21 protein-coding genes are annotated in these 26,828 nt (G+C 71.2%); 12 read left to right on the forward strand and 9 right to left on the reverse strand.

Annotation, left to right across the window (positions count from 1 at the left end):
* Nucleotides 1–89: 89 nt before the first annotated feature.
* A complete protein-coding gene (locus DO944_RS15010; protein ID WP_112617963.1) occupies nucleotides 90–1,148 on the reverse strand; it encodes an FHA domain-containing protein in 1,059 nt (352 codons plus the stop codon).
* 33 nt (nucleotides 1,149–1,181) lie between these two features.
* Entirely contained in the window at nucleotides 1,182–2,777 is a 1,596-nt protein-coding gene (locus DO944_RS15015; RefSeq protein WP_112617964.1) for a dolichyl-phosphate-mannose--protein mannosyltransferase, read from the reverse strand.
* A 22-nt stretch (nucleotides 2,778–2,799) separates the two neighbouring features.
* Here DO944_RS15015 and rsmI point away from each other — a divergent pair, with 22 nt between their 5' ends.
* On the forward strand, nucleotides 2,800–3,624 hold the full coding sequence (rsmI, locus tag DO944_RS15020) for a 16S rRNA (cytidine(1402)-2'-O)-methyltransferase (RefSeq protein ID WP_112617965.1): 825 nt from the start codon (nucleotides 2,800–2,802) through the stop codon (nucleotides 3,622–3,624).
* A 106-nt stretch (nucleotides 3,625–3,730) separates the two neighbouring features.
* Here the strand turns inward: rsmI and DO944_RS15025 are convergent, their stop codons facing one another.
* The 5 genes from DO944_RS15025 to DO944_RS15045 form a co-directional block, all read right to left on the reverse strand.
* The gene (locus tag DO944_RS15025; RefSeq protein ID WP_112617966.1) at nucleotides 3,731–6,061 is read right to left on the reverse strand and encodes a glycosyl hydrolase 53 family protein; all 2,331 of its coding nucleotides are present in this window, start codon (nucleotides 6,059–6,061) and stop codon (nucleotides 3,731–3,733) included.
* A gap of 107 nt (nucleotides 6,062–6,168) precedes the next feature.
* Nucleotides 6,169–7,062, reverse strand: a complete 894-nt coding sequence (locus DO944_RS15030; RefSeq protein WP_112617967.1) for a sugar ABC transporter permease — start codon at nucleotides 7,060–7,062, stop codon at nucleotides 6,169–6,171.
* Nucleotides 7,062–8,690, reverse strand: coding sequence for an ABC transporter permease subunit (locus DO944_RS15035; protein ID WP_112617968.1), 1,629 nt, complete (start codon nucleotides 8,688–8,690; stop codon nucleotides 7,062–7,064). The genes DO944_RS15030 and DO944_RS15035 overlap by 1 nt, the downstream gene beginning before the upstream one ends.
* Before the next feature lie 61 nt (nucleotides 8,691–8,751).
* Nucleotides 8,752–9,987, reverse strand: a complete 1,236-nt coding sequence (locus DO944_RS15040; protein WP_112617969.1) for an extracellular solute-binding protein — start codon at nucleotides 9,985–9,987, stop codon at nucleotides 8,752–8,754.
* Between the two features lie 145 nt (nucleotides 9,988–10,132).
* Nucleotides 10,133–12,154 (reverse strand): beta-galactosidase, encoded by a 2,022-nt coding sequence (locus tag DO944_RS15045; RefSeq protein ID WP_112617970.1) that lies wholly within the window; start codon nucleotides 12,152–12,154, stop codon nucleotides 10,133–10,135.
* 200 nt (nucleotides 12,155–12,354) lie between these two features.
* Here DO944_RS15045 and DO944_RS15050 point away from each other — a divergent pair, with 200 nt between their 5' ends.
* From DO944_RS15050 to DO944_RS15060, 3 genes are read left to right on the forward strand one after another with little or no spacing between them, the layout of a single operon-like run.
* Nucleotides 12,355–13,371, forward strand: a complete 1,017-nt coding sequence (locus DO944_RS15050) for a LacI family DNA-binding transcriptional regulator (RefSeq protein WP_112617971.1) — start codon at nucleotides 12,355–12,357, stop codon at nucleotides 13,369–13,371.
* Between the two features lie 59 nt (nucleotides 13,372–13,430).
* Nucleotides 13,431–14,999, forward strand: a complete 1,569-nt coding sequence (gene metG / locus DO944_RS15055; protein ID WP_112617972.1) for a methionine--tRNA ligase — start codon at nucleotides 13,431–13,433, stop codon at nucleotides 14,997–14,999.
* 2 nt (nucleotides 15,000–15,001) lie between these two features.
* Entirely contained in the window at nucleotides 15,002–15,940 is a 939-nt protein-coding gene (locus DO944_RS15060) for a TatD family hydrolase (protein ID WP_112617973.1), read from the forward strand.
* A 4-nt stretch (nucleotides 15,941–15,944) separates the two neighbouring features.
* Here the strand turns inward: DO944_RS15060 and DO944_RS15065 are convergent, their stop codons facing one another.
* A complete protein-coding gene (locus tag DO944_RS15065) occupies nucleotides 15,945–16,922 on the reverse strand; it encodes a LacI family DNA-binding transcriptional regulator (protein WP_112617974.1) in 978 nt (325 codons plus the stop codon).
* Entirely contained in the window at nucleotides 16,919–18,235 is a 1,317-nt protein-coding gene (locus DO944_RS15070) for a glutamyl-tRNA reductase (RefSeq protein ID WP_112617975.1), read from the reverse strand. The genes DO944_RS15065 and DO944_RS15070 overlap by 4 nt, the downstream gene beginning before the upstream one ends.
* Before the next feature lie 164 nt (nucleotides 18,236–18,399).
* On the opposite strand from DO944_RS15070, the gene hemE reads away from it, so the two are divergent.
* The 8 genes from hemE to hemL are packed head-to-tail and all read left to right on the forward strand — an operon-like array spanning nucleotide 18,400 to nucleotide 26,780.
* Complete coding sequence (hemE, locus tag DO944_RS15075; protein ID WP_282502583.1) at nucleotides 18,400–19,422, forward strand: uroporphyrinogen decarboxylase; 1,023 nt, start codon at nucleotides 18,400–18,402, stop codon at nucleotides 19,420–19,422.
* Nucleotides 19,419–20,825, forward strand: coding sequence for an NAD(P)/FAD-dependent oxidoreductase (locus DO944_RS15080; protein WP_112617976.1), 1,407 nt, complete (start codon nucleotides 19,419–19,421; stop codon nucleotides 20,823–20,825). Before hemE ends, DO944_RS15080 begins: the two co-directional genes overlap by 4 nt.
* A complete protein-coding gene (gene hemQ, locus DO944_RS15085) occupies nucleotides 20,822–21,514 on the forward strand; it encodes a hydrogen peroxide-dependent heme synthase (protein WP_112617977.1) in 693 nt (230 codons plus the stop codon). Before DO944_RS15080 ends, hemQ begins: the two co-directional genes overlap by 4 nt.
* Entirely contained in the window at nucleotides 21,514–22,728 is a 1,215-nt protein-coding gene (locus DO944_RS15090) for a ferrochelatase (RefSeq protein ID WP_112617978.1), read from the forward strand. Before hemQ ends, DO944_RS15090 begins: the two co-directional genes overlap by 1 nt.
* On the forward strand, nucleotides 22,725–23,705 hold the full coding sequence (gene hemC / locus DO944_RS15095; RefSeq protein ID WP_258524797.1) for a hydroxymethylbilane synthase: 981 nt from the start codon (nucleotides 22,725–22,727) through the stop codon (nucleotides 23,703–23,705). The genes DO944_RS15090 and hemC overlap by 4 nt, the downstream gene beginning before the upstream one ends.
* The gene (locus DO944_RS15100) at nucleotides 23,702–24,472 is read left to right on the forward strand and encodes a uroporphyrinogen-III synthase (RefSeq protein WP_112617980.1); all 771 of its coding nucleotides are present in this window, start codon (nucleotides 23,702–23,704) and stop codon (nucleotides 24,470–24,472) included. The genes hemC and DO944_RS15100 overlap by 4 nt, the downstream gene beginning before the upstream one ends.
* The gene (hemB, locus tag DO944_RS15105) at nucleotides 24,469–25,464 is read left to right on the forward strand and encodes a porphobilinogen synthase (RefSeq protein WP_112617981.1); all 996 of its coding nucleotides are present in this window, start codon (nucleotides 24,469–24,471) and stop codon (nucleotides 25,462–25,464) included. The genes DO944_RS15100 and hemB overlap by 4 nt, the downstream gene beginning before the upstream one ends.
* On the forward strand, nucleotides 25,461–26,780 hold the full coding sequence (gene hemL / locus DO944_RS15110) for a glutamate-1-semialdehyde 2,1-aminomutase (RefSeq protein WP_112617982.1): 1,320 nt from the start codon (nucleotides 25,461–25,463) through the stop codon (nucleotides 26,778–26,780). Before hemB ends, hemL begins: the two co-directional genes overlap by 4 nt.
* Nucleotides 26,781–26,828 lie beyond the last annotated feature (48 nt).

Here is a 26,828-nt window from a genome sequence, read left to right on the forward strand (position 1 = left end):
GGGCGCGATGTCATCGTCCCCCGGAATCCGAATCCGGTGAGATTTTTCTAACACACCGAGGTCGGGCCGGGAAATCGCTTGTCGTCGCCTCACGAGAGCGACTCGAAAGTCGCGCGGATCCCGTCGCCGAGATCGAGCACGGCCCCGGGGGAGACGCGCGAGGCAGCGCCGCTCCGCAGCAGGCCGGCTTCGCCCGAAGCGTCGCGCACGATGGTGCCGTTGGTCGAGCCGAGGTCGCGCACGACGAGCGCGCCATCGTCGAGCCGGACCTCCACGTGAGTTCCCGACACCTCCTTGCGGGGCGAGGGCACGGCAACGATCCGGGCGCCGGGATGCTGCGCCGCACGGGGCGCCCTCCCCAGCACGATGGGGCGGTCGAGCGGGTAGTCGCCGCCGGGCTCGAGACGCAGGACGTACCGGTGGGATGCGGGTGCGTCGGCTACGGGGGCGGGGGCGCGACGGGACCCCAGGACCGTGCTGTCGTCGACCTCCGCCTCCCGAGGCGATTCCGGTTCCGATACCAGTTCGGGTTCGGGCTCGGGCTCGGGTTCGGGCTGCGGGCGCCGTCGCGGCCCGAAGGGCGGGGTCAGCGCGCGTCGGTCGACGGCGACGGTCTCGAGCGGGTCGGCGTCTTCGAGCGCGGCAACGGGGTCCGCGGAGGATGCGGCGGAAGCCGGGATCGCCGCGACGGCGGCGCGTGCGGTCGCGCCCCATTCGAGGGCGTCGGTGCGGACGACGCCCCGACCGATCGGGAGCAGCGAGCGACCGGGCTCGGTGCCGAGCCCGAGCGAGATGCCGGCCACGTGCTGAGCCGATCCCTCGACCCACGTCCCGACGCCGGTTCCGGCATAGCTGCTGCGCTGCGGACCGTGCAGGTCGATCGTGGCCGCGCCGCGGACGGCGACCGAGACCGCGCTCGATCCGGCGTCGACGACCTCGACGAGGGCGAAATCGGGCAGGGCTCCGATGCCGACGGCCGCGATCGCCGAGAGGACGTCCTCGAACGCGGCATCCCTTCCCGTCATCGCCTCCCACACCGCAGCGGCGAGCGCCTCGCCGGCACCCGGACCGAGCAGCAGGGCGAAGTGATCGGTGACCATCGCGAACCCCGCGCCGCGGGTGTCGTCGGGCGTCGGGTAGCGGAACACGCGCCTAGCCTACGGTGCCGCGGGCGGCGGGCGTCAGACCCAGCCGGGCAGCCAGTTGTGCAGCCGGTAGAACTCGTAGGGCACCGAGATCGCCGACCACAGCGGGAACCAGAATGCGGCGAGGACCAGGACGAGGCCGAGGAACACGACGACGACGCGTTCGACGCCGCGGGTGGTTCCTCGATCGCGACGCGCGGACCGGACCGCCGATCGGATGACGAAGACCAGAGCGAGCAGGAGGAACGGCTGGATCAGGACCGTGTAGAACTGGAAGATCGTGCGCTCGGGGAAGAGCAGCCACGGCGAGTACGTCGCGACGACACCGGTCAGGACGATGCCGTACGCGCCGTCACGGGTGCGGAACAACAGGTAGACGAGGTACAGCACGCTCGCGACGCCCGCCCACCAGACGATGGGGTTCGGCATGCTGTACAGGATCTCCCAGCAGCCGTTGGGGTCGGTGCACGAACCGGTTCCGCCGGGCGTGCTGCCCGCGTACATCGAGGTCGGGCGCAGAAGGAGCGGCCATTGCGCCGCGGGGCTCGCGTAGGCGTGGGGAGTCGACATCCCGGCCGTCGACCCGTACATCGACTCGTGATATCGCCACAGGCTCTGCAGCGACAGGGGTACCCATGACCAGAATCCGGTCGCGGGGTTCGCGTCCGCAGCGTGCCGGTCGTACCCGCCGTCGGTCACGAACCAGCCGGTCCACGACGCGAGGTACACCACGAGCGCCACCGGCACGAGCAGCATGAACGACACCGCCCCTTGCCGGACCGTCGCGTCGGCGGGCCAGAACAGGACGCCGGCGCTGCGGCGGGCGAGGGCATCGCTGACGACGAGATAGATGCCGATCGCTGCCAGCACCCAGACGCCCGACCACTTCACCGCGGTCGCCGCGCCGGCCGCCGCACCCGCGGCGATCACCCACGGGCGGTTCCACAGCACCGGTCCCCAGGCGGGGGCGCCGACGTCGTCCCATCGCGCCGCGATGCGCTCGGCGAGAACGACCCGGGTGCGTTCGCGGTCCAGCACGACGAACCAGAACGCCAGCAGGGTGAACAACGTCAGGAAGATGTCGAGCAGCGCCACCCGGCTCATCACGATCCCGAGGCCGTCGATCGCGAGCAGGCCGGATGCCAGCGACGCGAAGACGATCGAACCGGTGAGGCTGCGTGCGAGGAGGTAGAGCACGAGCACGCACGCCGTGCCGGCCAGGGCCGTGCCCAGCCGCCAGGCGAAGGTCGAGTCGGCGCCGAACAGGGCCATCGGCAGACCGATGAGGTACTTGCCGAGCGGGGGGTGCACGACGAAGCTGCCCGTCGTCGTGAAGATGTCGGTCTCGCCCGCGAGGAAGCGTTCGTCGGCGCCGTCCGGCCAGGTTGCGGCGTACCCGAGCACCCATTGGCTCCAGGCGTCCTTGACGTAATAGGTCTCGTCGAAGACCACGGCGTGGGGATGAGCCAGGTTCCACATCCGCAGGACGGCGGCGATCAGCGTGATCACCAGCGGTGCGATCCAGGCCACCCGTCGGGCGAAGGCCGGGTCGCCGCTGAAGCGGGCGTGCCACCGGTCGAGAAGGGTCGGCCGACGCCTCTCGGGGAGCAGCGGCTCAGCGGTCGTCGTCACGCCGCCAGCCTATGCTGGGGCGGTGATCATCCTCGCCGCGACGCCCATCGGCAACCTCGGCGACGCCACGACGCGGCTCGTGACCGCGCTCGAACAGGCGACGACCATCGCCGCCGAGGACACACGCACCACCCAGCGCCTGCTCCAGGCCCTCGGGGTGACCAACCGTCCCCGTCTGATCGCCCTTCACGACCACAACGAGAAGCAGCGAGCCGTCGAGCTCGTCGAGCGCGCCCGTACCGAGGACGTCCTCGTCCTCAGCGATGCCGGGATGCCCACGGTCAGCGACCCCGGGTTCGGGCTCGTCGCCGCGGCGGCGGCAGCGGGGGTCACCGTGACCGTCCTGCCCGGTCCGAGCGCCGTGCTCGCCGCGCTCGCCGTCTCCGGGCTTCCGACGGACCGGTTCGCCTTCGAGGGCTTCCCGCCCCGCAAGCCGGGGGACCGGCGCCGGCTCTTCGACCAGCTGGCCGGCGAGCAGCGCACGCTCGTCTTCTTCGAGGCGCCGTCGCGCATCGCCGAGGTGCTGCGGGCGATGGCCGAGGCGTTCGGAGGCGACCGCCGAGCGGCCGTCTGCCGCGAGCTGACGAAGCTGCACGAGGAGGTGGCGCGCGGCACGCTCGATGAGCTCGCCGCGTGGGCTGCCGACGGCGTCCGCGGCGAGATCGTCATCGTGGTGGAGGGCGCCGGGGTGCGCGAGATCGACCCCGCGGATGCGCTCGCGCAGGTGCAGCGGCTCGTGGCCGACGGCATCCGGCTCAAGGACGCCGCCGCCGAGGTCGCGGCCGCGACCGGCCTGTCGTCCCGCGACCTGTATCAGGCCGCTCTCGCCGCCCGCGCCGGGTCCTGACGCGGCCCGCCCCTGACGCGGCCCGCCCCTGACGCGAGAAAGCACCATCCCCGCGAGAACGCACCGTCTTGGGCACGTTTTCGCGGGGACGGTGCGTTCTCGGGGGTCAGCCGCGTCGCGCGACGAGGGGGAGCCCGGCGAGAACCAGCAGCGCGGCGACGGCCAGCGCGGCGAGGGGGAGGATGCCGCCGGAAGCGGCTAGCGAGCCGGTCGCTGTGGCCGTGGTGGCACCGGGGTCCGTGCCGGGCTGCCCGGGTGCGGGTGCGGATGCGGCGGGGGAGGGCGCTTGGGCGACGAGCGCATCGACGGCGGTGGTGAGGGCCGAGGTCGCGGCATCCACCTCCGCCTGCGGCGTCGCCGGAGCGGACAGCACCGAGTGAGCTGAGGCCAGCGCATCATCGAGCGAGGCCAGGGATGCCGCGGTGTAGGACATTCGGTCGATCGCTTCGGCTCGGACCACAGCGGCCGTCAGCGCCGAGAAGTCCGCGGCAGGCGCGGCGCGGACCAGAGCGACATCGTCGATCGTCCCCCAGGCGCCGGCGGGCAGGTCGCCTGCGATCCGGACGGTGAGCGTATCGCCCGCTGACGCGAACACGGCGTCGGTGACCGGCGTCGACCAGACCCGCCACCCGTCGAGAGCGAAGGCGACCTCTGCCGGGACCGCGCGAGCGGTGTCGCTACCGGCGGTCAGGCTGAGCTGCAGGCGTCCGTCGGTCCCGGCGGCCCCACCCTGAGCGGCCGCGGAGGCGGTGTACCAGCCCGCCTCCGGCACGACGACCTCCTGCGCGAGGGAGAAGCCGTACGCGGCGTCGGCCCAGAAGTGCGCCGAGTACGTGCCGGAACGAGGATCGTCCTCCGCCCGCACGGTCAGGCCGCCTCCCTCCGAGCGCCACATCGAGACGTCCGCGTCTTCGAAGCCGCCGTTGCGGAGCAGGTTCCGCGCGATGACGGTGACCGTCGCCGACGTGGCATGGCCTGCCGAGGTGGTGCCCGAGAAGGTGTGCACGCCCACGCCGTCGACGGCATCCGGTCCCGGGGTCCAGCCGACGCTCTGCTCCTCGGTCGTCCCATCGGTGTACGACACGGTGACGGTGTCGGGCAGCGCGATCGGGTCGCCGTCCGTGACGGTGAGCGCGACACGCTCGACATCGCTGACGGTCCGCGGAGCGATCGCGCCGGTGCGCACGTACGAGAACACGTTCAGCGACGCGAGGGGGTAGCCGTCGTGGTCGAACAGGGCCTGGTTGTCCCACGCGGAACCGCCGAACCACTGTCCCGCGTCATGGGGCTCGTAGCCGCCGGCGTAGCTCGACGCCCAGCCGGATCCGTCGCGCTCCCAGAGCACGCGGTTGGACTCGAGCTGCTCGGGCGGACCGACCGGCAGCCAAGCTGGCTCCCAGTAGAAGACGCCGAGCCCGGCCTCGCCCACGTTCGCCACTGCTTGCACGACGTCGCGTACGGCGGTGGCCTGGCCCTGCACGCTCACGGGGTAGCGCGTCGCGTCTTCCGGGGTCTTCACGACGTTCGAGTGTCCGTCGCCGTCGTCGAGCGTGTACGCCCACGACGTCTCGGCCACGAGCACCTTCTTGTCGTACGTCGAGGCGATCTGCGACAGCACCGCCGTGAGGTTCTCGGGCGTGCCGTGCCAGAACGGGTAGTACGACGACGCGAACACGTCGTAGTCGACATCCCGCGCCTCGAGCTCCCGGGCGACGCCCGCGTAGAACCCGGGGCGCTCGGGGTTGGTGAAGTGCAGCACGACGCGGGCGTCGGGCATGATGTCGCGGATCGCGGCCGACCCGGCGCTGAAGATCCGCGCCATGTCATCCCACCCGGTCACCCCGGCGATGCCGCCATTGGTCTCGTTTCCGACCTGCACCATTCGCACGTCGACCCCGGCGTCGCGGAATCGTGTGAGCGCGTCGCGCGTGAACGCCCCGGTCGCCGCGACCTTCTCGTCGACGGTCATGCCCGCCCAGGCCTTCGGAGCCTGCTGCTTGGCGGGGTCTGCCCAGAAGTCCGAGTAATGGAAGTCGACCAGGACGCCCAGGCCCGCCGCCGTCGCGCGACGGCCGATCTCGATCGCCCGGGTGACGTCGACGTCGCCACCGCCGTACCCGTTGCCGTCGGCGTCGAAGGGGTCGTTCCAGACGCGGATCCGGATGTCGCTGACCCCAGCATCCCGAAGGATCCTGAACAGGTCGCCCGGGTTGCCGTCGGCGTCACGGAACACGACGTCCGACTCTTCGAGCGACAGCACCGACGACACGTCGACGCCGCCGATGAAGTCGGCCGGCAGGTTCTCGACCCGCGGCACGGTGATCGTGCTCGGGACTGGCGCCGGGTCGTCGGCTGCCAACGCCGGCAGCGCGAGCGCCCCCAACGACAGGACCGCCGCAGTGACGGCCGCGGTCAGCCGCGGGATGATTCGTGGCATGTGCCTCTCCTTCGAGGTCGGCGCGCGCGGGCGCGCGAGAGCGTACGGTCCCGGCGAGTACGTACCGGGGAGGGTGTTGTTTCGGCGAGAGGGTGCGTTCTCGGGCGTCAGCCCTTGACGGAGCCGGCGGTCAGCCCGCCGATGATGTAGCGCTGCAGGCCGAGGAACAGGGCCAGCACGGGGATCGCGGCGAGCACCGCGCCGGCCGCGAAGAGGCCCCAGTTGCTCGCGAGCTGGTTCGACACCCACTGGTACATGCCCACGGCGAGGGTCCAGTTGTCCTGCGACACCAGCACGATCTTCGAGATGATGTAGTCGCCGAACGATGCGATGAACGCCAGTAGGGCCACGACCGCGAGGATCGGGGTGACGAGCGGCATGATGATCCGCCAGAACACCTGTGCGTGCGTTGCGCCGTCGATCTTGGCCGACTCGTCGAGCTCCATCGGGATCGTGTTGAAGAACCCGTACATGAGGAAGGTGTTCACACCCAGGGCCCCGCCGAGGTAGACGCAGATGAGCGCGATCTTCGAGTTCAGGCCGAGGGCGGGGAACACCTCGCCGAGGGCGAGGAGCATCAGGAAGATCGCCACGAAGGCGAGCGCCTGCGGGAACATCTGGATGATGAGCAGGGCGGTGAGGCCCGGACGGCGACCGCGGAACCGGAACCGCGAGAAAGCGTACGCTGCCGCGGCCCCCATCAGGACGGCGCCGACCGCCGACGCCCCGCTCACGATCAGCGTGTTGCCGTACCAGGTCCAGTACGACGTGCCGCTGAGGGAGGCGAAGTTCGCGAGGTCGAAGACGCCGAACAGCTGGTTGCTCGCGGCGAGGCTGCCGCGCGGGTTGAGCGCGGCCGAGACGACGTAGAGCAGCGGGAACATCGCGTAGAAGAGGATGACGAGCGCGACGAGGTACTTCCAGCCGACCTCGAGCAGCCACCGGCGGCGGCGAGCGCCGACGCGGCTGGGCGGGGTGGCGACGGTGGTGGTTGCGGACATCACTGGTACTCCTCCAGCTTGCGGGTCTGGCGGAACGCCAGGGCGGAGATCGCGCCGACCACGATGAACACGAGGATCGACAGGGCGCTGGCCAGGCCGTAGTCGGCAGCGCCGCCCGAGACTCCCGAGATGTCCCAGATCGCGGAGATCAGGATGTCGGTGGATCCGAGCGCATAGGGCGCGCCGGGGATCGCCGGCCCGCCGCTGTTGAACATGTAGATGACGGTGAAGTTGTTGAAGCTGAAGGCGAACGACGAGATCAGCAGCGGGGCGGTCGCGACGAGCACGAGGGGGAGGACGATCGCACGGAACTGCCGGAACCGGCCCGCGCCGTCGATCGACGCGGCCTCGAGCGTGTCGGACGGCAGTGCCTGCAGCGCGCCCGTGCACACGAGGAAGTAGTACGGATAGGTCAGCCACACGTTGACGAAGAGCACCGCGATGCGAGCCAGCCACGGGTCGCCGAGCCAGTCGATGTTCGCGCCGCCGAAGAAGAACTCATTGATGACACCGAACTCGGCGTTGAACATGCCGCGGAACAGCAGGGCCGACATGAACGCCGGGAAGGCGTACGGGAGGATGAACAGCGTCCGAAGGATCTTGCGGCCCTTCACCCGCGGGTCGTTGAAGATGAGCGCCACCACGAGCCCCATCGCGAACGGAATGAGCACCGACAGCGCCGCCCAGACGAACGTCCAGAGCGTGACGAGCGCGAGCGGCTCGAGCAGGCCCGGGTCTGTGACGAGGCGCAGGAAGTTGTCGAACCCGACGTTCACGACCCAGCCGGTGGGCAGGGCCGCTCCGTCCGCGGCGACGAATCGGCCGTCGTCTGTTGCCGTGTAGACGGCACCGGATGCCGTATCGGTGATGGTCTGCGCGTCGGCATCCCACGTCAGCGTCGAGAGGTACACGGCGCCGGTCGAGCCGTCGCGCGTGCGGATCGAGCCGTCGTTGGGGTCGTCCGAGACCGGTACGCGCAGCTCGACGATCTGCTCCTGCAGCGCGGGGTCGCCGAGGAAGGTGCCGCGGGGAACGACGTTCCAGCCGGGAACGTCGGTGGGGGCGCCCGAGCCCGACGCGTCACCGACGACCTCGAGCGGCCGGTCGGTGGCCCCGGCCTTGATCTCGCCGTCGTCGACGATCGCGAAGCCGTACTCGCCGCCCTGTTCGACGACCGAGAGCGGGTACGAGGGCGAGGTGTCGATGCGTCGCTCGCCCTGGGCCAGGGCAGCGGCCACCGCCTGGTCCTGCGAACCGACGTGGCCGGCGCCGTAGTTCGTGAAGGCGATGTACGCCGTGTAGCCGAAGATGAAGACCTGGAACACCAGCAGGAAGGCGAGTCCCGGGAGCAGGTACTTCAGCGGCAGTGCGCGCTTGGTGAAGTACACGATGTCGGCGGCGACGAGCAGGACGGCCGCCGCGGTCGCGATGAGCCACGACTCGGCTTGGACGGCGGCGAACACCCCCATCAGGCCGAAGGCATTGACGATCGCCATCAGCGCGAGCTTCACGACGAAGCCCCAGCCGATGCCCGACCAGCGTCGGCCATGCGGTTCTGACTGCTGCGAGCGGTCGGTGGAGCGAGGCGGCGGTGCGCTCTCGCTCACGGTTCCCTGGGGGACCGACATGTGCATCTCCTTCACGAGAGAGGTCCGGGGGCGGAGCGGTGTGCTCCGCCCCCGGAGGGGATCAGCCGATCGCGGCCTGGACGTCGGTCACCATGGTGTTCCAGGTGCTGACGGGGTCGCCGCCCTTGATGATCTGCACCTGTGCGGCGTTCCACAGGTCCCAGACCGAACCCATCTCGGGGATCGAGGGCTGCGGCACGCCGTTCGCGGCGGAGGCGAGGAAGCCGGCGACGACGGGGTCGGACGAGACCTCGGCGGCGAGGGTCTTCCACGCGGGCAGGCGCGGGTCGGCCTCGTAGAGGGCGCGCTGCGCGTCATCCGTTGCGAGGTAGGTGGTCAGGAACTCCTGGGCCAGCAGCTTGTTCGCGCTCTCCGAGCTGATGTAGAAGCCCTGGACGCCCACGAACGGCGCGGCGGTCTCGCCGCCGGCCGACGGGATCGGGTTGACCTTGACGTTCACACCGTTGGCGGTGAGGGCCTCGATCGCCCACGGGCCCTGAACCGTGTACGCGGCGGTACCGGCGGCGAAGAGCTCGTTGTTGGTGTCGTAGTCGATCGTGGTCGAGATCTCGCCGGAGCCGGCCTCGCCGTGCGCGCCGAGCCAGGTGGCGAAAGCCTCGCCGCCCGCGCCGCCCATGCCCACCTCGGTCGTGTAGGAGCCGGTGGCGTCCTGCACGAACACCGGGGCGCCGAACGACGTCTGGAACCCGTACATCGTGTACGCGTCGCCCTTCTGACCCGCCGTGTTGATGACGAACGGACGCTCGGCGCCCGCGGTCTGGGCGCGGGCGATCATGTCGTCGAAGGACGACGGCGCCTCTTCGCCGACGAGGTCGGTGTTCTGCACGAGCGCGATCGTCTCGAGCGCGTAGGGGAAGCCGTAGAGCTGCCCGTCGTAGGTGAACGCGTCGACGGCGACCTTCTCGATCTGGTCGGCCTTGTCGCCGAGGTCGATCGTGTCGACGACGCCGGCCGAGACGAAGGAGCCGAGGAAGTCGTGGGCGCCCACCGTGATGTCCGGACCCTCGCCGGTCGGCACCTGGTTGATGAAGTCGTTGCGGATGTCCTCGAAGTTCTTCTGGACCAGCTCGATCTTGGTGCCGGTCTCGTCTTCGAAGGCCTTCGCCGCCGCCTCGATGGCCGGCGCACGGTTGGCGTCGGTCCAGACGACGAGCGAGCCGCCGCCCGAGCCGCCTTCGGCGTTGCCGCTGTCGCTGGGGGTGCTGCCGCCGGAGCAACCGGCGAGCAGGACGGTGGTCGCCGCGATGGCGACGATTCCGGTCCCGATCTTGCGCATGGATCTTCCTTCCGAAGTGGTCGATCGGAAGGGCCTCGTGCGAGGTCGCTCCGTCACGACCGATGTGGATGCCGCTGCCGGGTGGCGGCGGCGCTTTCTCAGTGCATGCCGTGAGACGTCGGCTGTCTCCCGGCGTCGGGGTGGGTCAGTGACCACCCCCGGGTGCTGTGCGCGGTGCGCGGATGACGGCGACGTCGCCCGCACTCACCTCCAGCGTGCCCCGGACGGCGCGCCCTGAGAACAGGTCGACACCTTCCAGGGCGAGCTCAGCGTCCGTCGCCGCATGGTTGATCGCGATGACGTAGTCATCGGCGTCGCCCGCGCGGCGGACGATCTCGAGGCCGGCCGGCGCGTCGACCGGGGCGATGCCCGCGTCGGCGTAGACCTCCGCCATGATGGCGGCGAGGCCGGCGGCATCCGGTCGAGTACTGACGTACCAGCCGGTGCCCGCTCCGTGCCGCTTGCGCGTCACCGCGGGCATCCCGGCGCCCGGTCCGTCGACGTAGGTCGCGCGGGTCTCCGCGTCCGACACCACCAGGTGCTCGTGCCAGACGTCGGCGGTATGGGACGCGCCGCCGAACTCGATCGTCGTGGTCGCGCCCGCGCGCAGCGGCAGGTGCTCCTCGACGCGGATTCCGAGGGACGGCTCGAGGGGAGCGGCGAAGCCGCCCGGGTGCACGGCGTCGTTCTCGTCGACGACGGCCGAGAAGAACGAGACGACCAGCGTGCCGCCGGCTTCGACGTACCGGTTGAGGTTGTCGGCATCAGCCTGACGCAGGAGGTACTGCGCGGGGGCGATGACGAGCTTGTAGCCGGAGAGATCGTGGCCCGGCAGGGCGAAGTCGACGGTGATGTTGTCGCGCCACAGGCGCTCGTAGAACGCCCGGATGCGCTCGTCGTGCGAGACGTCCTCCGAGGGGCGCCACTCGAGGTCCTGCGCCCAGAACGACTCGAAGTCCCACAGGATCGCGACGTCGGCGTGGACGCGCGAGCCGCGCACCTCGGCGAGGCGGTTCAGCTTCGCGCCGAGATCGACGACCTCGCGGAAAACGCGTGACTCGGTGCCGGCGTGCGGCAGCATCGCCGAGTGGAACTTCTCGGCGCCCGAGCGCCCGGCACGCCACTGGAAGAAGAGGATGCCGTCGGCCCCGCGGCCCAGGTGCGACAGCGAGTTGCGCGCCATCTCGCCCGGTCGCTTGGCGACGTTGCGCGGCTGCCAGTTGACCGCCGAGGTCGAGTGCTCCATGAGGATCCAGGGCTTGCCGCCCCCGACCGAGCGCGAGAGGTCGGCGGCGATGGCCAGGCCGATCTCGCCCTCGACGTCTGCGGCCCACAGGTAGTGGTCGTCCGAGACGATGTCGACCTCACGCGCCCAGGCCCACAGGTCGCAGCCGTGGTGCTGGTTCGCCATGAAGTTCGTCGTCACCGGAAGCGACGAGAACCGCCGGATGGCGTCGCGCTCCGCGACGAAGCAGGCGCGCAGCTGGGCGTCGGTGAACCGCGCGAAGTCGAGCCGCTGCGCGGGGTTGACGACCGAGGGAGCGGCAGCGGGGACGCCGACGTGCTCCCAGACGCCGTAGTGCTGCCCCCAGAAGGCGGTGCCCCACGCCGCGTTGAGGGCGTCGAGCGAGCCGTACTTCTCCTGCAGCCAGCCGCGCCAGGCGCGCTGGGCGTGCTCGGAGTAGTCCTCGCCGACGGGAACGCCGTACTCGTTGTGCACGTGCCACATGACGACAGCCGGGTGGTCGGCGTAGCGTTCGGCCAGCGTCGAGGCGATCCGCACGGCTGCCTCGCGGTAGGCGGGGGCGGAGTGCGACGCCATGCCGCGCGACCCGAAGCCCATCACCACGCCATCGCGGTTGACGGCGCGGGCATCGGGGTGCTCGGCGAAGAACCAGGCCGGCGGGGATGCCGTCGGGGTGCCGAGGTCGACGGCGATGCCGTTCTCATGGAGGAGGCCGATGATCTCGTCGAGCCAGTCGAAGTCGAAGACGCCCGCGCTGGTCTCGATGAGCGCCCACGAGAAGATGCCGACGCTGACGAGGTTCACTCCGGCTTCTCGCATGAGGCGGACGTCCTCGCGCCAGACCTCACGGGGCCACTGCTCCGGGTTGTAGTCGCCGCCGTAGGCGATCCCGTCGATGGCCGGCCAAACGCTCGCAGGCATGAAACGCGTCCTCGTGTCTCTCAGATGCACCGGTCGTACTGTGACCGGTCACAGGGTGTGTGTGACCACTGTAAACGCGCGACCGATCCGCGACCCGACCCGTTATCGAACTGTGACCGGTCCCAGAGCGGCTGCCAGCCTCGGCGCGTCCTCCGGGGCGCGCGACGGTCGACGGTCTCGTCCGGAGTAGGCTCGCCGACGTGAACGGCTCCACCGGCGCGTCGCGCAAACCGACCATCCGCGACGTCGCGGCCGCGGCCGGCGTCTCGCACGGCACCGTGTCGCGGGTCATCAACGGCGGGCACTGGGTGTCGCCCGAGGCCCGGGACGCCGTCGACCGCGCCATCCGCGAGACCGGCTACACCGCGAACCACGCGGCCCGGAGTCTCGCGACGGGGCGGTCGAACTCGCTGGCCTTCCTGCTGACCGAGCCCCAGCACCTGCTTTTCGCCGACCCGACCTTCGCCCTGCTGCTGCGGGGAGCGACCGAGGCACTGGCCCAGCGTTCGATGACCCTCGTGCTCATGATCGCCGACACCGCGGCCGAGCGGGCGAACGTCGAGCGGTACGTCCGCGCGGGTCACGTCGATGGCGTCCTGCTCATCTCGTCGCACGAGTCGAACCCGCTGCTCGCCTCGCTGATCTCCGCGGGCGTGCCCACCGTGTGCACCGGTGTCCCGCTCGGCGATCGCGCGCACGTGCCCACCGTCTCGGTCGACGAGCAGGAGTCCGCGCGCATCATGACGCGTCATCTCCTCTCGCGTGGCCACCGCCGCATCGCTGTGATCACCGGGCCCGACGACACCCCGGGCGGTCGGTACCGCCTGCAGGGGTTCCGCGAGGAGATGGGCGATCTGTTCGACCCCGAGCTCGTCGAGCAGGACGTCTATTCGAGCGACGCCGGCGCGGGGGCCATGATCCGTCTGCTGGAGCGCGCCCCCGACATCGACGCCGTCTTCGCGGCATCCGATGTCATGGCGGTGGGCGCGATCGCCGCCATCCGCCGCAGCGGACGGCGCGTTCCGGACGACATCGCCGTCGCCGGCTTCGATGATTCGGGCCTCGCGGCGACGCACGATCCGCCCCTGACGACGATGCGTCAGCCGTGGAACGAGATCAGCTCGGCGATGGTCGACATGGTGCTGCAGGTGATCGCGGGGGGCGACCCGGAGCCGCTCGTGCTGCCGACATCCCTCATCGTGCGCGAGACCGCGTGACGCGTCGCCGTGTCGACACACGGCCGCGGCGGTCCGCGCACTCGAACTAGAATCTCGGGGTGAGCAACGGCCGCAGCTTCTACATCACCACACCGATCTACTACCCGAGCGACCTGCCCCACATCGGGCACGGCTACACGACGGTGGCGGTGGACACGCTCGCGCGCTGGCACCGCCAGGCGGGCGACGACACGTGGATGCTGACGGGCACCGACGAGCACGGTCAGAAGATGCTCCGCGCCGCGGCGGCGAACAACGTCACCGCTCAGGAGTGGGTCGACAAGCTCGTCGAGGAGTCCTGGTTCCCGCTGCTGCGCACCCTCGACGTCGCGAACGACGACTTCATCCGCACGACGCAGGAGCGCCACGAGGAGCGCGTGAAGGTCTTCGTGCAGACGCTGTTCGACCGCGGATACATCTACGCGGGCGAGTACGCGGCGCTGTACTGCGTCGGGTGCGAGGAGTTCAAGCCCGAGGCCGAGATCGTGAACGGCACCGGCGCCTTCGAAGGGCTCAAGGTCTGCGCCATCCACTCCAAGCCCCTCGAACTGCTCCAGGAGAAGAACTACTTCTTCAAGCTCAGCGAGTTCCAGGACCGCCTCCTGGAGCTGTACAAGACCGTCCCCGACTTCGTACGCCCCGAATCGGCGCGCAACGAGGTCGTGTCGTTCGTGAAGTCGGGTCTCAAGGACCTGTCGATCTCGCGGTCGGCGTTCGACTGGGGCATCACGGTGCCCTGGGACCCCTCGCACGTCATCTACGTGTGGGTCGACGCGCTGCTCAACTACGCCACCGCGATCGGCTACGGCACCGACCCCGATGAGTTCGCGCGGCGCTGGCCCGCGTATCACGTCGTGGGCAAGGACATCCTGCGGTTCCACGCCGTGATCTGGCCCGCGATGCTGATGGCCGCCGGGCTCGACGTCCCACGCGGCGTCTTCGCGCACGGCTGGCTGCTCGTCGGCGGCGAGAAGATGTCGAAGTCCAAGCTCACCGGCATCGCGCCGACCGAGATCACCGACGTGTTCGGCTCGGACGCCTACCGCTTCTACTTCCTCTCGGCGATCGCGTTCGGCCAGGACGGCTCGTTCTCGTGGGAAGACCTGTCGGCGCGTTACCAGGCCGAGCTCGCCAACGGGTTCGGCAACCTCGCATCGCGGACGGTCGCGATGATCGAGCGCTATTTCGAGGCGATCGTGCCGGCGCCCGCCGAGTACACCGAGAGCGATCTCGCGATCCAGCGCGTCGTCGCCGACGCCGCCGGCGCCGCGGATGCCGCCATGGAGCGGTTCCGGCCCGACGAGGCGATCGCTGCGATCTGGACGATCGTCGACGCGCTCAACGGCTACATCACCGAGAACGAGCCGTGGGCTCTCGCGAAGGACGACGCCCAGCGGGCGCGTCTGGGCACCGTCCTGTACACCGCCGCCGAGGGGCTGCGCGCCCTCGCGGTGCTCCTGTCTCCGGTCATGCCCGAGTCGACCCGCAAGCTGTGGGTGGCGCTCGGCATCGACGCCCGGCTCGAGGACCAGCCGCTGCGCGACGCCGGCACCTGGGGTGTGCTCCCCGCCGGTACGACGGTCAACGGCCTCGCGCCGCTGTTCCCGCGCGTCGAGCAGCCCGCCTGAGCATGGTCGACTCGCCAGAAAGCGCCGATCCGGCAGGCCCGACATCGTCACGTGGCGGCGAGTCGACGGATGACGTGTCGCAGTACGTGCGCCAGCGCTCCCAGGCTGCGCGGGATGTGCGCTGGCCGGAGGCGCCGGAACCGCTCACGGTGCCGGTCTACGACAACCACACCCATCTCGAGATCGAGGACGGTGACGAGCCCCGCTCTCTGGAGGAGCAGCTCGAGCTCGCGGCATCCGTCGGTGTGATCGGCGTCGTCCAGGCCGGCGGCGACATCGACTCGTCGCGCTGGTCGGCGTGGGCGGCGGCATCCCATCCGCGCGTCCTCGCCGCCGTCGCCATCCACCCGAACGAGGCGCCGCTCTACGCTGCGGCGGGACGGCTCGGCGAGGCCATCGCCGTCATCGACGAGCTGGCCGCGCAGCCGCGCGTGCGTGCGATCGGCGAGACGGGGCTCGACTTCTTCCGCACCGAGGAGGACGGGCTGCCTGCCCAGTTCGAGAGCTTCGAGGCGCACATCGAGCTCGCGAAGAAGCACGGTGTCGCGATGCAGATCCATGACCGCGACGCGCATGACGCGGTCCTCCAGACGCTCGAGCGGGTCGGTGCCCCCGAGCGCACGGTCTTCCACTGCTTCTCGGGCGACGCCGACATGGCGCGGATCGCCGCCGACCGCGGTTACTGGCTGAGCTTCGCCGGCAACGTGACCTTCAAGAACGCGCAGAACCTGCGCGACGCCCTCGCGGTCACGCCCCGCGAGCGCATTCTCGTCGAGACCGACGCCCCGTTCCTCACGCCGACTCCGCACCGGGGGCGGCCCAACGCGCCGTACCTGATCCCGGTGACGCTGCGCTTCATCGCCGCCGAACTGGGGGTCGACGTCGACGAGCTGTCGGCTCAGATCGCCGCGAACACGCTCGAGGTCTACGGCGAGTTCTGACGCGTCAGCGTGTCGACGAGCCGCGGACGATCTCCCACGGAAGGTCGAAGACGTCGGGCGACGCGGCATCGCGGATGCTGCTGAGCGCCTGGAACATCGCGGCAGGGGCGAGCTCCGGGTGCACGCAGACGTGCGTGACGCCCAGGCGCGTGTTGACGGCGCAGTCGCTCGTGCACAGCGCGACGAACTGCATGTCGCGTGGGATGACGAAGTCCATTTCTTCGAGCTGCAGGTAGATGGCCGGCCCCTCTTCGGCGAAGGAGAAGATCGCATCCGCGCCGGCATCTCGGAGCTCGCCGACCCGGCGGGGGAGGGCGCCGTGCTCCGCGTCGAGATAGGCGACGAGGGGTTCGCGGCCGCGCACGGTGCTCCACGCGCGGTACGCGGTCTCGCCGATCTCGTCGCGGGGCGAGCCCGCATCGTCGATGAGGAACCCGATTCGCCGGGCCCCACCGGCTTCGAGCAGGGCGAGCGCCGCGCGCACCGCCTCGTCGTAGCCGGTGCGGACGGTGATGGACAGCTCGGTGTCGACGTAGAGGTCATTGGTCGCGACGGGGATGCCGCGGGCGATGGCCTCGCGCAGCAGCAGGTCGTCGGCGGCCACCTCGGCGAAGTAGACGACGTCGATCTGCGCACCACGGAGCAGATCGGGTCGTGCCGCCGGCAGCATCGTGACCGTGAAGCCCTGATCGGCGGCAGCGCTGACGAGCGCGCCGATGTGCCGGCTGCGGTGGAGGGCGCCCCGCTTGGACAGGTCGAGCTCGGCATCCTGGGGAACGACGAAGCCGACCGACATCGTGCGGCCGCTCCGCAGCGCCGCGGCGTACTTGTTCGGCTGATAGCCGAGCTCGGCGGCGATCGCCTTGATGCGCTCGCGGGTCTCGGGGCGCAGGCTTCCGCGATCGTTGAGGGCCTGGCTGATGGCGGCCGTCGAGACACCCGCGCGCAGCGCGATGTCCTTCAGGGTCACCGGCCGGCTCATGACCGACCGGCTCCCGCTTCGGTGTCGCCCGGGGCGCGCTCGGTCGGCACGGTGCCGCCCGGCGAGGTCGCTCCGGTCGCGGCGGGGAAGACGGTGGCCACCGCATCGGCCCAGGCGGCACCCGAACCGGAGGAGGCGAGCGTGTGCCCCTGCGCGATCAGGCGATGCAGCAGGACGCCGGAGAAGTGGCGCAGCGCAGCCTCGACCTGAGGCGACTCGCCCCGCAGGCGAGCCCGCTCGAGCTCGTCGTCGAGGATGCCGGTGATGTAGCCGCGCATCGCCACGACCGACGGGGCGACCTCGTGCACGCGACGCGCGGCGGCGTGCCGTGCCGCGGCTCCCGCGACGATCTCGCGCGCCTCGTCGAGCGTGGCGAATTCGTCGATCGGCGCGTGGATGCGGATCGTCTCGAGGTCGAGCAGCTCGATGTCGGGAACATTGCGCAGCGCCGGGTCGACGTTGCGGGGCAGACCGAGGTCGATGATCAGCTGCGTGCGGTCGGCGCCGCTGCGCCGCGCCGCGTGCTCGGCAGCGGTCAGAGCGTAGGTGTCGGTCGTCGTCGTGCAGGTGATGATGACATCGGCGGCGGCCGCCTCTTCGGCATAGTGCTCGGCGTCGACGGCGACGAGGTGCTCGCGCTGAGCGAAGCGGCTGCGGCCCGAGCGCGAGTGCACGCGGACGTCGACGGCGCCTTTGTCGCGCAGAGCGGCGAGGGATGCCGCGGCGTAGCGGCCGGTGCCCACGAGCAGAACCCGTGCAGTGGACCAGTCCGCCACCCGCGAGGACGCGAGCTCGAGGGCCAGCCGCACGAGCGAGCGGCCCGACTCGCCGATGCGCGTGCTGTTCTTCACGGCGCGCGAGGTCTCGGTGGCCCGCTGGAAGAGGTGCTCGAGGGGCGCCGTGGTCAGTCCGCCGCGCCGCGCGTCGTCGAGGGCGCGGCGCACCTGCCCGGCGATCTCGTCCTCGCCGACGGCGACGGAGTCGAGTCCGGATGCGACGGAGAAGAGGTGGTGGGCGACCTTGTTGCCGTGGGCGAAGTCGACGGTCTCGCGAACGGTCCGGTAGGGGAGATCGCTCAGCTTGGCGATCTCTTCCATCGCCGCATCCATCGCCGGGATCGTCGACGGGAAGTCGGCGTCGTCGCGCAGGTCGAAGTACGCCTCGAAGCGGTTGCAGGTCGCGAGGACGACGGCACCCTGGATGGCGTCATGAGCCTCTGTCAACCGGGTGCCGACTTCGTCTCCGATGACGGAGAGTCGCTCGAGTGAAGCGAGCGGCGTGGAGCGCTGATGCGCGGTGAGAGCGACGAGCACGTGCGGAAGAACCCCCTGGAATCGTGACTAGTATATCGATTAACTCATTCGAGGAGATCATCATTCCGGCATCCGCCCACCCTCTCGTCACGCACGCCACCGGCTCGAGCCGGCTCGTGCGCACCCTGCTCGGCGAACGCGTCGAGAAGACCCCCGTCTGGTTCATGCGCCAGGCCGGCCGGTCACTGCCCGAATACCGTGCGCTGCGCTCGCAGGGCACGATGCTCGACGCCTGCCTGACGCCCGAGCTCGCCAGCGAGATCACGCTCCAGCCGGTGCGCCGGCACGGCGTCGACGCGGCGATCTTCTTCAGCGACATCATCGTGCCGTTGGCGATCCTCGGCATCGAGGTGGAGATCGCGGCGGGTCGCGGACCCGTCTTCGCCCAGCCGCTGCGGACGGCGGCCGACATCGCGCGCGCGGTCGAGATCGATCCCGCTCTCGTACGCGAACGCGGCGAGGCCATCGCCCGCGCCGTCGAGCTGACGACCGGGATGCTGGCCGAGGAGTCCGAGTCTCGCGGCGAGCCGCTGCCGCTCATCGGCTTCGCCGGAGCCCCGTTCACCCTCGCCGCCTACCTCGTCGAGGGCGGACCGTCCAAGGACCACCTCGCCGCCCGCCGTCTGATCCACGAGGACCCGGCTGCCTGGCGAGCGCTGACGGAGTGGCTCGCCCGCGTGACGGGGGAGTTCCTCGCGCTGCAGGTCGAGTCCGGCGCCAGCGCCGCGCAGCTGTTCGACTCGTGGGCGGGCGGTCTCCCTCCCGAGGACTACCGCGCGGCGGCTCTGCCGGCATCCGCGGCGTCGTTCGACGCCGTGCGAGCTCTCCCGGTCCCCGTCGGCTCGGGCATCGACCACATCCCGCTCGTGCACTTCGGTGTCGGGACGGGCGAGATCCTGCGTGACATGGCCTCGATCGGCATCGACGCCCTCGGAGTCGACTACCGCGTGCCCCTCGACGAGGCCGCTCGTCGGGTCGGCGGCGACCTGACGCTGCAGGGCAACCTCGATCCCGCGTTGCTCTTCGCTCCGACCGAGGTCCGCGACGCGGCGATCGCGCGCATCCTCGAGGCCGGGCGTGCGGCCCGCGCACACGTGTTCAACCTCGGGCACGGGGTGCCCATGGAAGCCGATCCCGACGCCATCAGCTCGGTGGTGCGGACAGTTCACGCCTGGCGGTCGGCATGACCGTCGAGACCGACGTCGTCGTCGTCGGGGCCGGTATCGCCGGGCTGGTCGTCGCGCTCGAAGCCGTGACAGCGGGGAAGCGCGTCACCGTCCTCGAGTCCGATGACCAGATCGGCGGGATGCTGCGCCGTGGGCGCATCGCCGGAGTCGACGTCGACCTCGGGGCGGAGTCCTTCGCCAAGCGGACCGATGCGGTGCCGCGACTCATCGCCGACTTCGCCCTGCCGCTTGAGGTCGTCGCACCGCGGTCGGGTCCCGCGCACCTGGTCTCGCAGCACGGCGTCGGCCTGCCCGGCACCCGGTGGAGCCGTCTGCCGCTGCCGCGACGCACGGTCATCGGCATCCCGGCCGACCCGCTCGCTTCGGATGTCGTCGCGATCATCGGCGACCGCGCGGCCGAGCGGGCCGCCGCCGAGGTGCTCGACGCCCCGATCGACCCGACCGCCTCGCTCGCCGACGTCGTCGAAGAACGCCTCGGCGATGGCCTCCTCCGTGCCCTCGTGGATCCGCTCTGCCGCAGCATCTACTCGCAGCCGGCCGCGGCCGTTCCGCTCCCGCGTCTTCACCCGAAGATGTGGGCGGCGTTCGAGCGAACCGGATCGTTGCTGGCCGCGGCCGCGGAGGTCGCCCCGAACGCGCCCGGCGGAACCGCTGTGGGCGGGATCTCCGGGGGCATGTGGCGGCTCGCCGACGGCGTTGCGAGCCTCGCCGCCGAGCGAGGCGCGGTGATCCGCACCGGCGCGGCGGTCGGCCGGGTCGATCCGGCACCGGGCTCCGGCGTCACGGTGACGCTCGCCGACGGCGGGACGATCCGTGCCGAGCACGTCGTCATCGCGACCGGCCCGCGGGGCGCCGCCGCCCTGCTCGGGCAGGACAGCGGCGCCATCGACGCAGCCGCCACGGCGCCGATCCAGCCCGCGGTTCGCCTGCTCACCGCGGCGGTCACCTCCGACGACCTGTCTGCGGAGCCGGTCGGCTCCGGCGTCATCGTCGCTCCTGACGCGCGCACCGCGGCCAAGGCTCTCACCCACATCGACGCGAAGTGGGCCTGGGCCCGGGAAGCGCTGCCCGAGGGAACGCATGTCGTGCGCCTCTCAGCGCGTGCCGACGACACCGCCGGCCTCGACTCCGCCGCAGCCGTTGCCCGCGAGATCTCGCATCTCACCGGTGCGCGCGTCGACCGAAGCGACGTCGGTGAGATCATCACCACCCGCTGGCGCGATGCCGTCGTCCCGGCCGAGTCCGAGGCGTGGACGGCGACGGTGATGGATGCCGCCGCCCGCGGCATCCACGTCACCGGCGCCGTCGCCGCCGGGACCGGACTCGCCTCGGTCATCCCGCACGCCCGCGCGCTGGCCCATGAGCTCTTCGCCGTTCCCTCCGTTCGAAAGGACTCCCGATGACCGAAGAACAGATCCCGCTCGGTTACACCCTCTTCGCGATCCTCGCGGGCCCGCGCCCGCGGCCGCAGGCGCCCACCGACGCCGACCTCGCCGAACTCGAGCGCGTCGTCGCCGGACTGCCCGACGCAGGAGTGACGGTGCGTGGCCTGTACGACGTCACCGGCATGCGTGCCGGCGCCGATCTGATGGTCTGGCTGCACACAGCCCCCGGCTCCGACGACGACCCGGCGGCGCTGCAGCGCGCCCTGCGCGAACTCCGGCGGACGGCCGCGCTGGCCGCCTTCGACCTCGAGTGGAGCGCCATGGGCGTGCACCGCGAGGCGGAGTTCAACAAGCGGCACGTTCCCGGTTACCTTCGCGGCGAGCACGCCCGCGACTGGCTCTGCCTCTACCCGTTCGTGCGCAGCTACGAGTGGTACCTGCTGCCCGAGGAGGAGCGCTCGGCGATGCTCGCCCAGCACGGCCGCCGCGGCGCGAAGTTCTCGGACGTCATCGCCAACACCGTCTCGACCTTCGCCCTGAGCGACTACGAGTGGCTCCTGCCCCTCGAGAGCGACGAGCTGATCAGTCTCGTCGACCTCATGCGCGACCTGCGCGCCACCGATGCGCGGCGGCACGTCCGTGAAGAGGTGCCCTTCTACACCGGCCGACGCGTCGAGGTGTCCGAGCTGGCGGAGGTGCTGTCCTGATGAGCGCGAACGAGTTCCGCCCCAAGCCCCCGCGTGCCCAGAGCGCGCCGCCGTGCGCCCCCGGCTGCGCGGTTCCCGCGGCCGGACCGGCCTCGTGCGGGGGAGCGCCCCACGTGAGCGAGCCCACGTCGTACGACGCCCTGCTCCTCCTCGGCTTCGGTGGCCCCGAGGGCCAGGACGACGTTCTGCCGTTCCTCCGCAACGTCACCGCCGGGCGCGGCATCCCCGACGAGCGCCTCGAAGAGGTGGCGCACCACTACCGCCACTTCGGCGGTGTGTCGCCGATCAATCAGCACAACCGCGAGCTCAAGGCCGCCCTCGAGGCCGAGATCGCCGCGCGCGGCCTCGGACTGCCGGTGTACTGGGGCAACCGCAACTGGATGCCGTACGTCGACGATGCCCTGCGCGACCTGCACGCCGACGGGCATCGTCGCGTCATCGCGATCGCGACGAGCGCCTACAGCTCCTACTCGTCGTGCCGCCAGTACCGCGAAGACCTGGCCGACGCGATGGAGGCCACCGGACTGGCGGGCGAGGTCGAGATCGACAAGGTCCGGCAGTTCTTCGACCACCCCGGGTTCGTCGCCCCGTTCGTCGACGGCATCCGCGACGGCCTGGCGAAGGTGCGCGAGCGCGGCATCGCCGAGGAGGACATCGAGATCCTCTTCTCGACGCACTCGATCCCGAACTCCGACGCCGACCGTTCCGGCCCGCCCGAGCGCGGCTTCGGCCCCGGTGGCGCGTACGTCGCACAGCACACCGCTGTCGCGGAGGCGATCGTGGCCGAGCTCGGCACCACGAGCCCGTGGCAGCTGGTGTTCCAGAGCCGGTCGGGCCCGCCGTCCGTGCCGTGGCTCGAGCCCGACATCAACGACGCGATCGCCGAGCTGCCCGCCGCGGGACGCAAGGCCGTGCTGATCGTGCCGCTCGGGTTCGTCAGCGACCACATGGAGGTGCTCTGGGACCTCGACACCGAGGCGATGGAGACGGCCGAGGAGCACGGGCTGTTCGCGGTGCGCACCGCGTCGCCCAGCACGCACCCGGCCTACGTCGCGGGTCTGGTCGATCTCGTCGAGGAGCGGCTCAATGGGACGCCCGCGGACGAGCGTCCCGCGGTGACCCCACTGGGGCCCTGGTACGACGTGTGCCGACCGGGATGCTGCGAGAACAAGCGCCTGGGCTTTCAGCCGGCGCTCGCGGGGGTGGCGCCGTGACAGCCGGCGCACCCGACGTCGACAGGTCCGCGGCGCCCGTGCTCCGTCTCGGGACACGGGCGAGCCTGCTCGCGACGACCCAGTCGCGCCACGTCGCCGACGCGATCACGGATGCGACCGGGATCACCGTCGAGCTCGTCGAGATCACGACGGACGGCGACGTCCTGACCGGGTCGCTCGCGCAGATGGGCGGCACCGGTGTGTTCGCCACCGCCTTGCGCGAGGCGCTGCTGCGGGGCGACTGCGACCTCGTCGTGCACTCGATGAAGGACCTCCCCACCGCGCCCTATCCGGGACTGACCATCGGTGCCGTGCCGCCGCGGGCTCCGCAGCGCGACGTGCTGTGCGGTCCGACCGCGGAGACGACGCTCGACGGTCTGCCCGAGGGGGCCGTCATCGGCACCGGGTCGCCGCGCCGGGTCGCGCAGGTGCTGCGGCGTCGGCCCGATCTGCGCGTGCGCGACATCCGCGGGAACATCGACACGCGCCTGCGCAAGATGCGCGACGGCGAGTACGACGCGATCGTCCTCGCCGAGGCGGGGCTCCGGCGCATCGAGCGCGACGCGGCGATCGGCGAGGTCTTCGGGCTCGACCAGTGGCCGACATCGGCCGGTCAGGGAGCCCTGGCAGTCGAGATCCGCACGGTCGACGTCGACGGACCGATCGGTCGGGCCGTCGCCCTCATCGACGACGCCGAGTCGTCGTCGCGCGCGCTCCTCGAGCGTGCGGTCCTCCGTCGGCTCGAGGCCGGATGCGCTGCACCGGTGGGGATCTCGGTCACCGGGCTGGCCGCGGAGTCCGTCTTCGTCGCCGAGGTGTACGCCCCCGACGGTGAGCGCACGGTGCGCGCCCAGCGTGCCCTGCGCGCCGACCTGACCTCCGTGGGCGAGCGTGAGTCGGTCGCCGCCGATGTCGTCGCCGAGCTGTTGGACGGCGGTGCCGCGGACATCGCCGATCTGCCGGGGACGAGCCGATGACGGGCGGCCTGAAGGGACGCCGCATCCTGATCCCCCGCGGGGGGTCCTGGGGCGAGCGCGTGCGCGATGAACTCGAGCGACGCGGCGCGACCGGCGTGATCGCGCCCCTCATCCAGTCGCGGCCCCCGCGCGATCTCGCCGCCCGCGACGCCGCCTTCACCGCTCTGGCTGCGGGGGAGTACGCCTGGGTCTTCATCACGAGCGCCGCGACCGTTGAGCAGCTCGTCGCGCAGCGGGTGAGCATCCCGATCGGAACGCGCATCGCCGCGGTCGGCCGCCCGACTGCGCGCGCCGTGGCCGACGCCGGGTTCGAGGTCGAGTTCGTGCCGGTCGGCACCTCGTCGGCGACCAACATGATCGCGCAGTGGTGCGCCGGACGCTCGCCGCGATCGACGGGGCGCTGTCTCGTGCTCCGCTCCGACCTGGCGATGGCCGTCATCAGCGACGAGCTCGAGCTCCAGGGCTACGAGGTCGACGTCTGCATCGCGTACCGGACGGTCGGGGTCGACCTGACCCCCGAGATCGCCGAGGAGGTGCGCACCGGGAAGATCGACACCGTGCTCCTCACGTCGCTCAGCGTCGGGCGCGAGCTCCGCCGTCAGGTCGGCATCCCCGGGCCCGAGGTGTTCATCGCCTCGATCGGTCCCGGCACCACGCGCGACGCCGAGAAGCTCGGCTACACCGTGCACCACACCGCACACTCGCAGAGCGTCGACGCCCTCATCGCAGAGCTCGACGCGCGACCCGCACCAGAGGATTCCCCATGAGCACCTTTCCCGAGCGCCGCCTGCGCCGCACGCGCCGCACCCCCGCGATGCGCCGCCTCTCGACCGAGCACCACCTCGTCGCCGCGCAGCTCGTGCTGCCGGTCTTCGTGAAGGAGGGCATCGACGAGGCCCTGCCGATCGCCAGCATGCCGGGCGTCATGCAGCATCCGATCGAGGCCATCGCGAGCGTCGTGACGGATGCCGCGGACGCGGGCGTCGGCGGCATCATGCTGTTCGGCGTGCCCGCTGTCCGTGACGCGGAGGGCTCGGGGGCGGTCGCCGATGACGGCATCCTCAATCGCGCGATCCGCGCGGCGCGCGATGCGGCGCAGGGACGCATCACGGTGCAGGCCGACCTGTGCCTCGACGAGTTCACCGACCACGGGCACTGCGGGCTGCTCGCGGCCGACGGGTCGGTCGACAACGACGCCACCCTCGAGGTCTACGCCCGGATGGCGCTCGCCCAGGCCCGGGCCGGTGCCGAGGTGCTGGGGCTGTCGGGGATGATGGACGGCCAGGTCGCCGTCATCCGTGCCGCGCTCGACGGCGCGGGTCATACCGATGTCGCGCTCCTGGCGTATTCGGCGAAGTACGCCTCGGCCTACTACGGGCCGTTCCGTGACGCCGTCGAATCGACCCTCCAGGGCGACCGTCGCACGTACCAGCTCGATCCCGCCAACGGACGGGAGGGCGTGGCCGAGGCGATGCAGGACATCGCGGAGGGCGCCGACTACGTCATGGTCAAGCCCGCGGGCCCGTACCTCGACGTGCTCGTACGCGTCGCGGACGCCGCGACGGTGCCCGTGTGGGCGTACCAGGTGTCGGGAGAGTACGCGATGATCGAGCTCGCCGCCCGGGCTGGCGCGATCGACCGCGAGCGCACGATCGCCGAGTCGCTCGTCGGCATCCGACGCGCGGGTGCCGATGTGATCCTCACGTACTGGGCTCGCGAGGTGGCGGAATGGATCCGCGCCGGAAAGGACTTCGCATGACCCGCAACGACGAACTGTTCGACCGTGCCCGCGCCGTCATCCCCGGGGGTGTGAACTCCCCGGTCCGCGCCTTCGGCTCGGTGGGGGGCACGCCTCGCTTCTACGTCTCGGCGACCGGTCCCTACGTCACCGACGCGGAGGGGCGCGACTACGTCGACCTCGTCGCGAGCTGGGGGCCGGCGCTGGTCGGTCACGCGCATCCCGAGGTCATCGACGCCGTCGTCGACGCTGCTCGACGCGGTCTGTCGTTCGGCGCGTCGACCCCCGCCGAGACCGAGCTGGCGGAGGAGATCCGCCGCCGCGTGCCGATCGCGGAGAAGATCCGCCTCGTCTCGACGGGAACGGAGGCGACCATGACCGCCATCCGGCTCGCGCGGGGTGCGACCGGACGTGACCTGCTGGTGAAGTTCTCGGGCCACTACCACGGCCACTCCGACGGCCTGCTGGCGCAGGCCGGCTCCGGGCTCGCGACTCTCGCGCTGCCCGGCTCGGCGGGCGTCCCCGCTTCGATCGCGGCGCAGACCCTCGTGGTGCCCTACAACGACCGGGCCGCACTCGAGGCCGTCTTCGCCGAGCACGGCGCGAACATCGCCGCGGTGATCACCGAGGCCGCCGGCGCGAACATGGGGGTCGTCCCGCCCGCGCCCGGCTTCACGACGTTCCTCCGCGAGCTCACGACCCGCCACGGGGCGCTGCTCATCAGCGACGAGGTCCTGACCGGATTCCGATCGGGCCCATCGGGCTACTGGGGCGTCCTGCGCGAGGCGGGCGAAGACGTCGCTCCCGACCTGCTCACCTTCGGCAAGGTCGTCGGCGGCGGTCTTCCGGTCGCGGCGCTGGCGGGACGCGCTGAGATCATGGATCTGCTCGCACCCCTCGGCCCCGTCTACCAGGCGGGCACGCTCTCGGGGAATCCCGTCGCGGTCGCGGCCGGTCTCGCCACCCTCCGGCTCGCCGACGCCGACGTCTACGCGCGCATCTCGCGAGCGGCCGACACGGTCTCCGTCGCCGCCTCGGCGGCTCTCGATGCGGCCGGTGTGCCGCACGTCGTGCAGCGCGCCGGAACGCTCTTCAGCGTCTTCTTCGGCTCGGCGGTCGTCGCGGGCGTCCCCGACTACGAGACGGCGACGCGTCAGGATGCCGGCGCCTACGCCGCCTTCTTCCACGCGATGCTCGACGCGGGGGTGTCACTTCCGCCCTCGGCGTTCGAGGCGTGGTTCCTCACCGCGGCGCACGACGACGTCGCCCTCGGCCGCATCCTCGAGGCGCTGCCGGGCGCCGCTCGGGCTGCCGCTGCGGCCTCGACGGACGTATGACCTGCGGCGCCGCGTCGTCCGCCGGGTGACGTGGCGCCGCGCAACTAG

Origin of the sequence: Microbacterium sp. SMR1 (assembly GCF_003289625.1) — a bacterium.
In the GTDB taxonomy this organism is placed as follows: domain Bacteria; phylum Actinomycetota; class Actinomycetes; order Actinomycetales; family Microbacteriaceae; genus Microbacterium; species Microbacterium plantarum.

Excerpts from the sequence above, each read along its gene's own strand:
- hemE (WP_282502583.1), top strand. The coding sequence starts at position 18,400 with ATGCGCCAGGCCGGCCGGTCACTGCCCGAATACCGTGCGCTGCGCTCG.
- DO944_RS15030 (WP_112617967.1), bottom strand. The coding sequence starts at position 7,062 with ATGTCCGCAACCACCACCGTCGCCACCCCGCCCAGCCGCGTCGGCGCT.
- DO944_RS15035 (WP_112617968.1), bottom strand. The coding sequence starts at position 8,690 with ATGTCGGTCCCCCAGGGAACCGTGAGCGAGAGCGCACCGCCGCCTCGC.
- DO944_RS15060 (WP_112617973.1), top strand. The coding sequence starts at position 15,002 with ATGGTCGACTCGCCAGAAAGCGCCGATCCGGCAGGCCCGACATCGTCA.
- DO944_RS15045 (WP_112617970.1), bottom strand. The coding sequence starts at position 12,154 with ATGCCTGCGAGCGTTTGGCCGGCCATCGACGGGATCGCCTACGGCGGC.
- DO944_RS15040 (WP_112617969.1), bottom strand. The coding sequence starts at position 9,987 with ATGCGCAAGATCGGGACCGGAATCGTCGCCATCGCGGCGACCACCGTC.
- hemL (WP_112617982.1), top strand. The coding sequence starts at position 25,461 with ATGACCCGCAACGACGAACTGTTCGACCGTGCCCGCGCCGTCATCCCC.
- hemB (WP_112617981.1), top strand. The coding sequence starts at position 24,469 with ATGAGCACCTTTCCCGAGCGCCGCCTGCGCCGCACGCGCCGCACCCCC.
- DO944_RS15100 (WP_112617980.1), top strand. The coding sequence starts at position 23,702 with ATGACGGGCGGCCTGAAGGGACGCCGCATCCTGATCCCCCGCGGGGGG.
- DO944_RS15080 (WP_112617976.1), top strand. The coding sequence starts at position 19,419 with ATGACCGTCGAGACCGACGTCGTCGTCGTCGGGGCCGGTATCGCCGGG.
- DO944_RS15090 (WP_112617978.1), top strand. The coding sequence starts at position 21,514 with ATGAGCGCGAACGAGTTCCGCCCCAAGCCCCCGCGTGCCCAGAGCGCG.
- DO944_RS15025 (WP_112617966.1), bottom strand. The coding sequence starts at position 6,061 with ATGCCACGAATCATCCCGCGGCTGACCGCGGCCGTCACTGCGGCGGTC.
- DO944_RS15065 (WP_112617974.1), bottom strand. The coding sequence starts at position 16,922 with ATGAGCCGGCCGGTGACCCTGAAGGACATCGCGCTGCGCGCGGGTGTC.
- hemQ (WP_112617977.1), top strand. The coding sequence starts at position 20,822 with ATGACCGAAGAACAGATCCCGCTCGGTTACACCCTCTTCGCGATCCTC.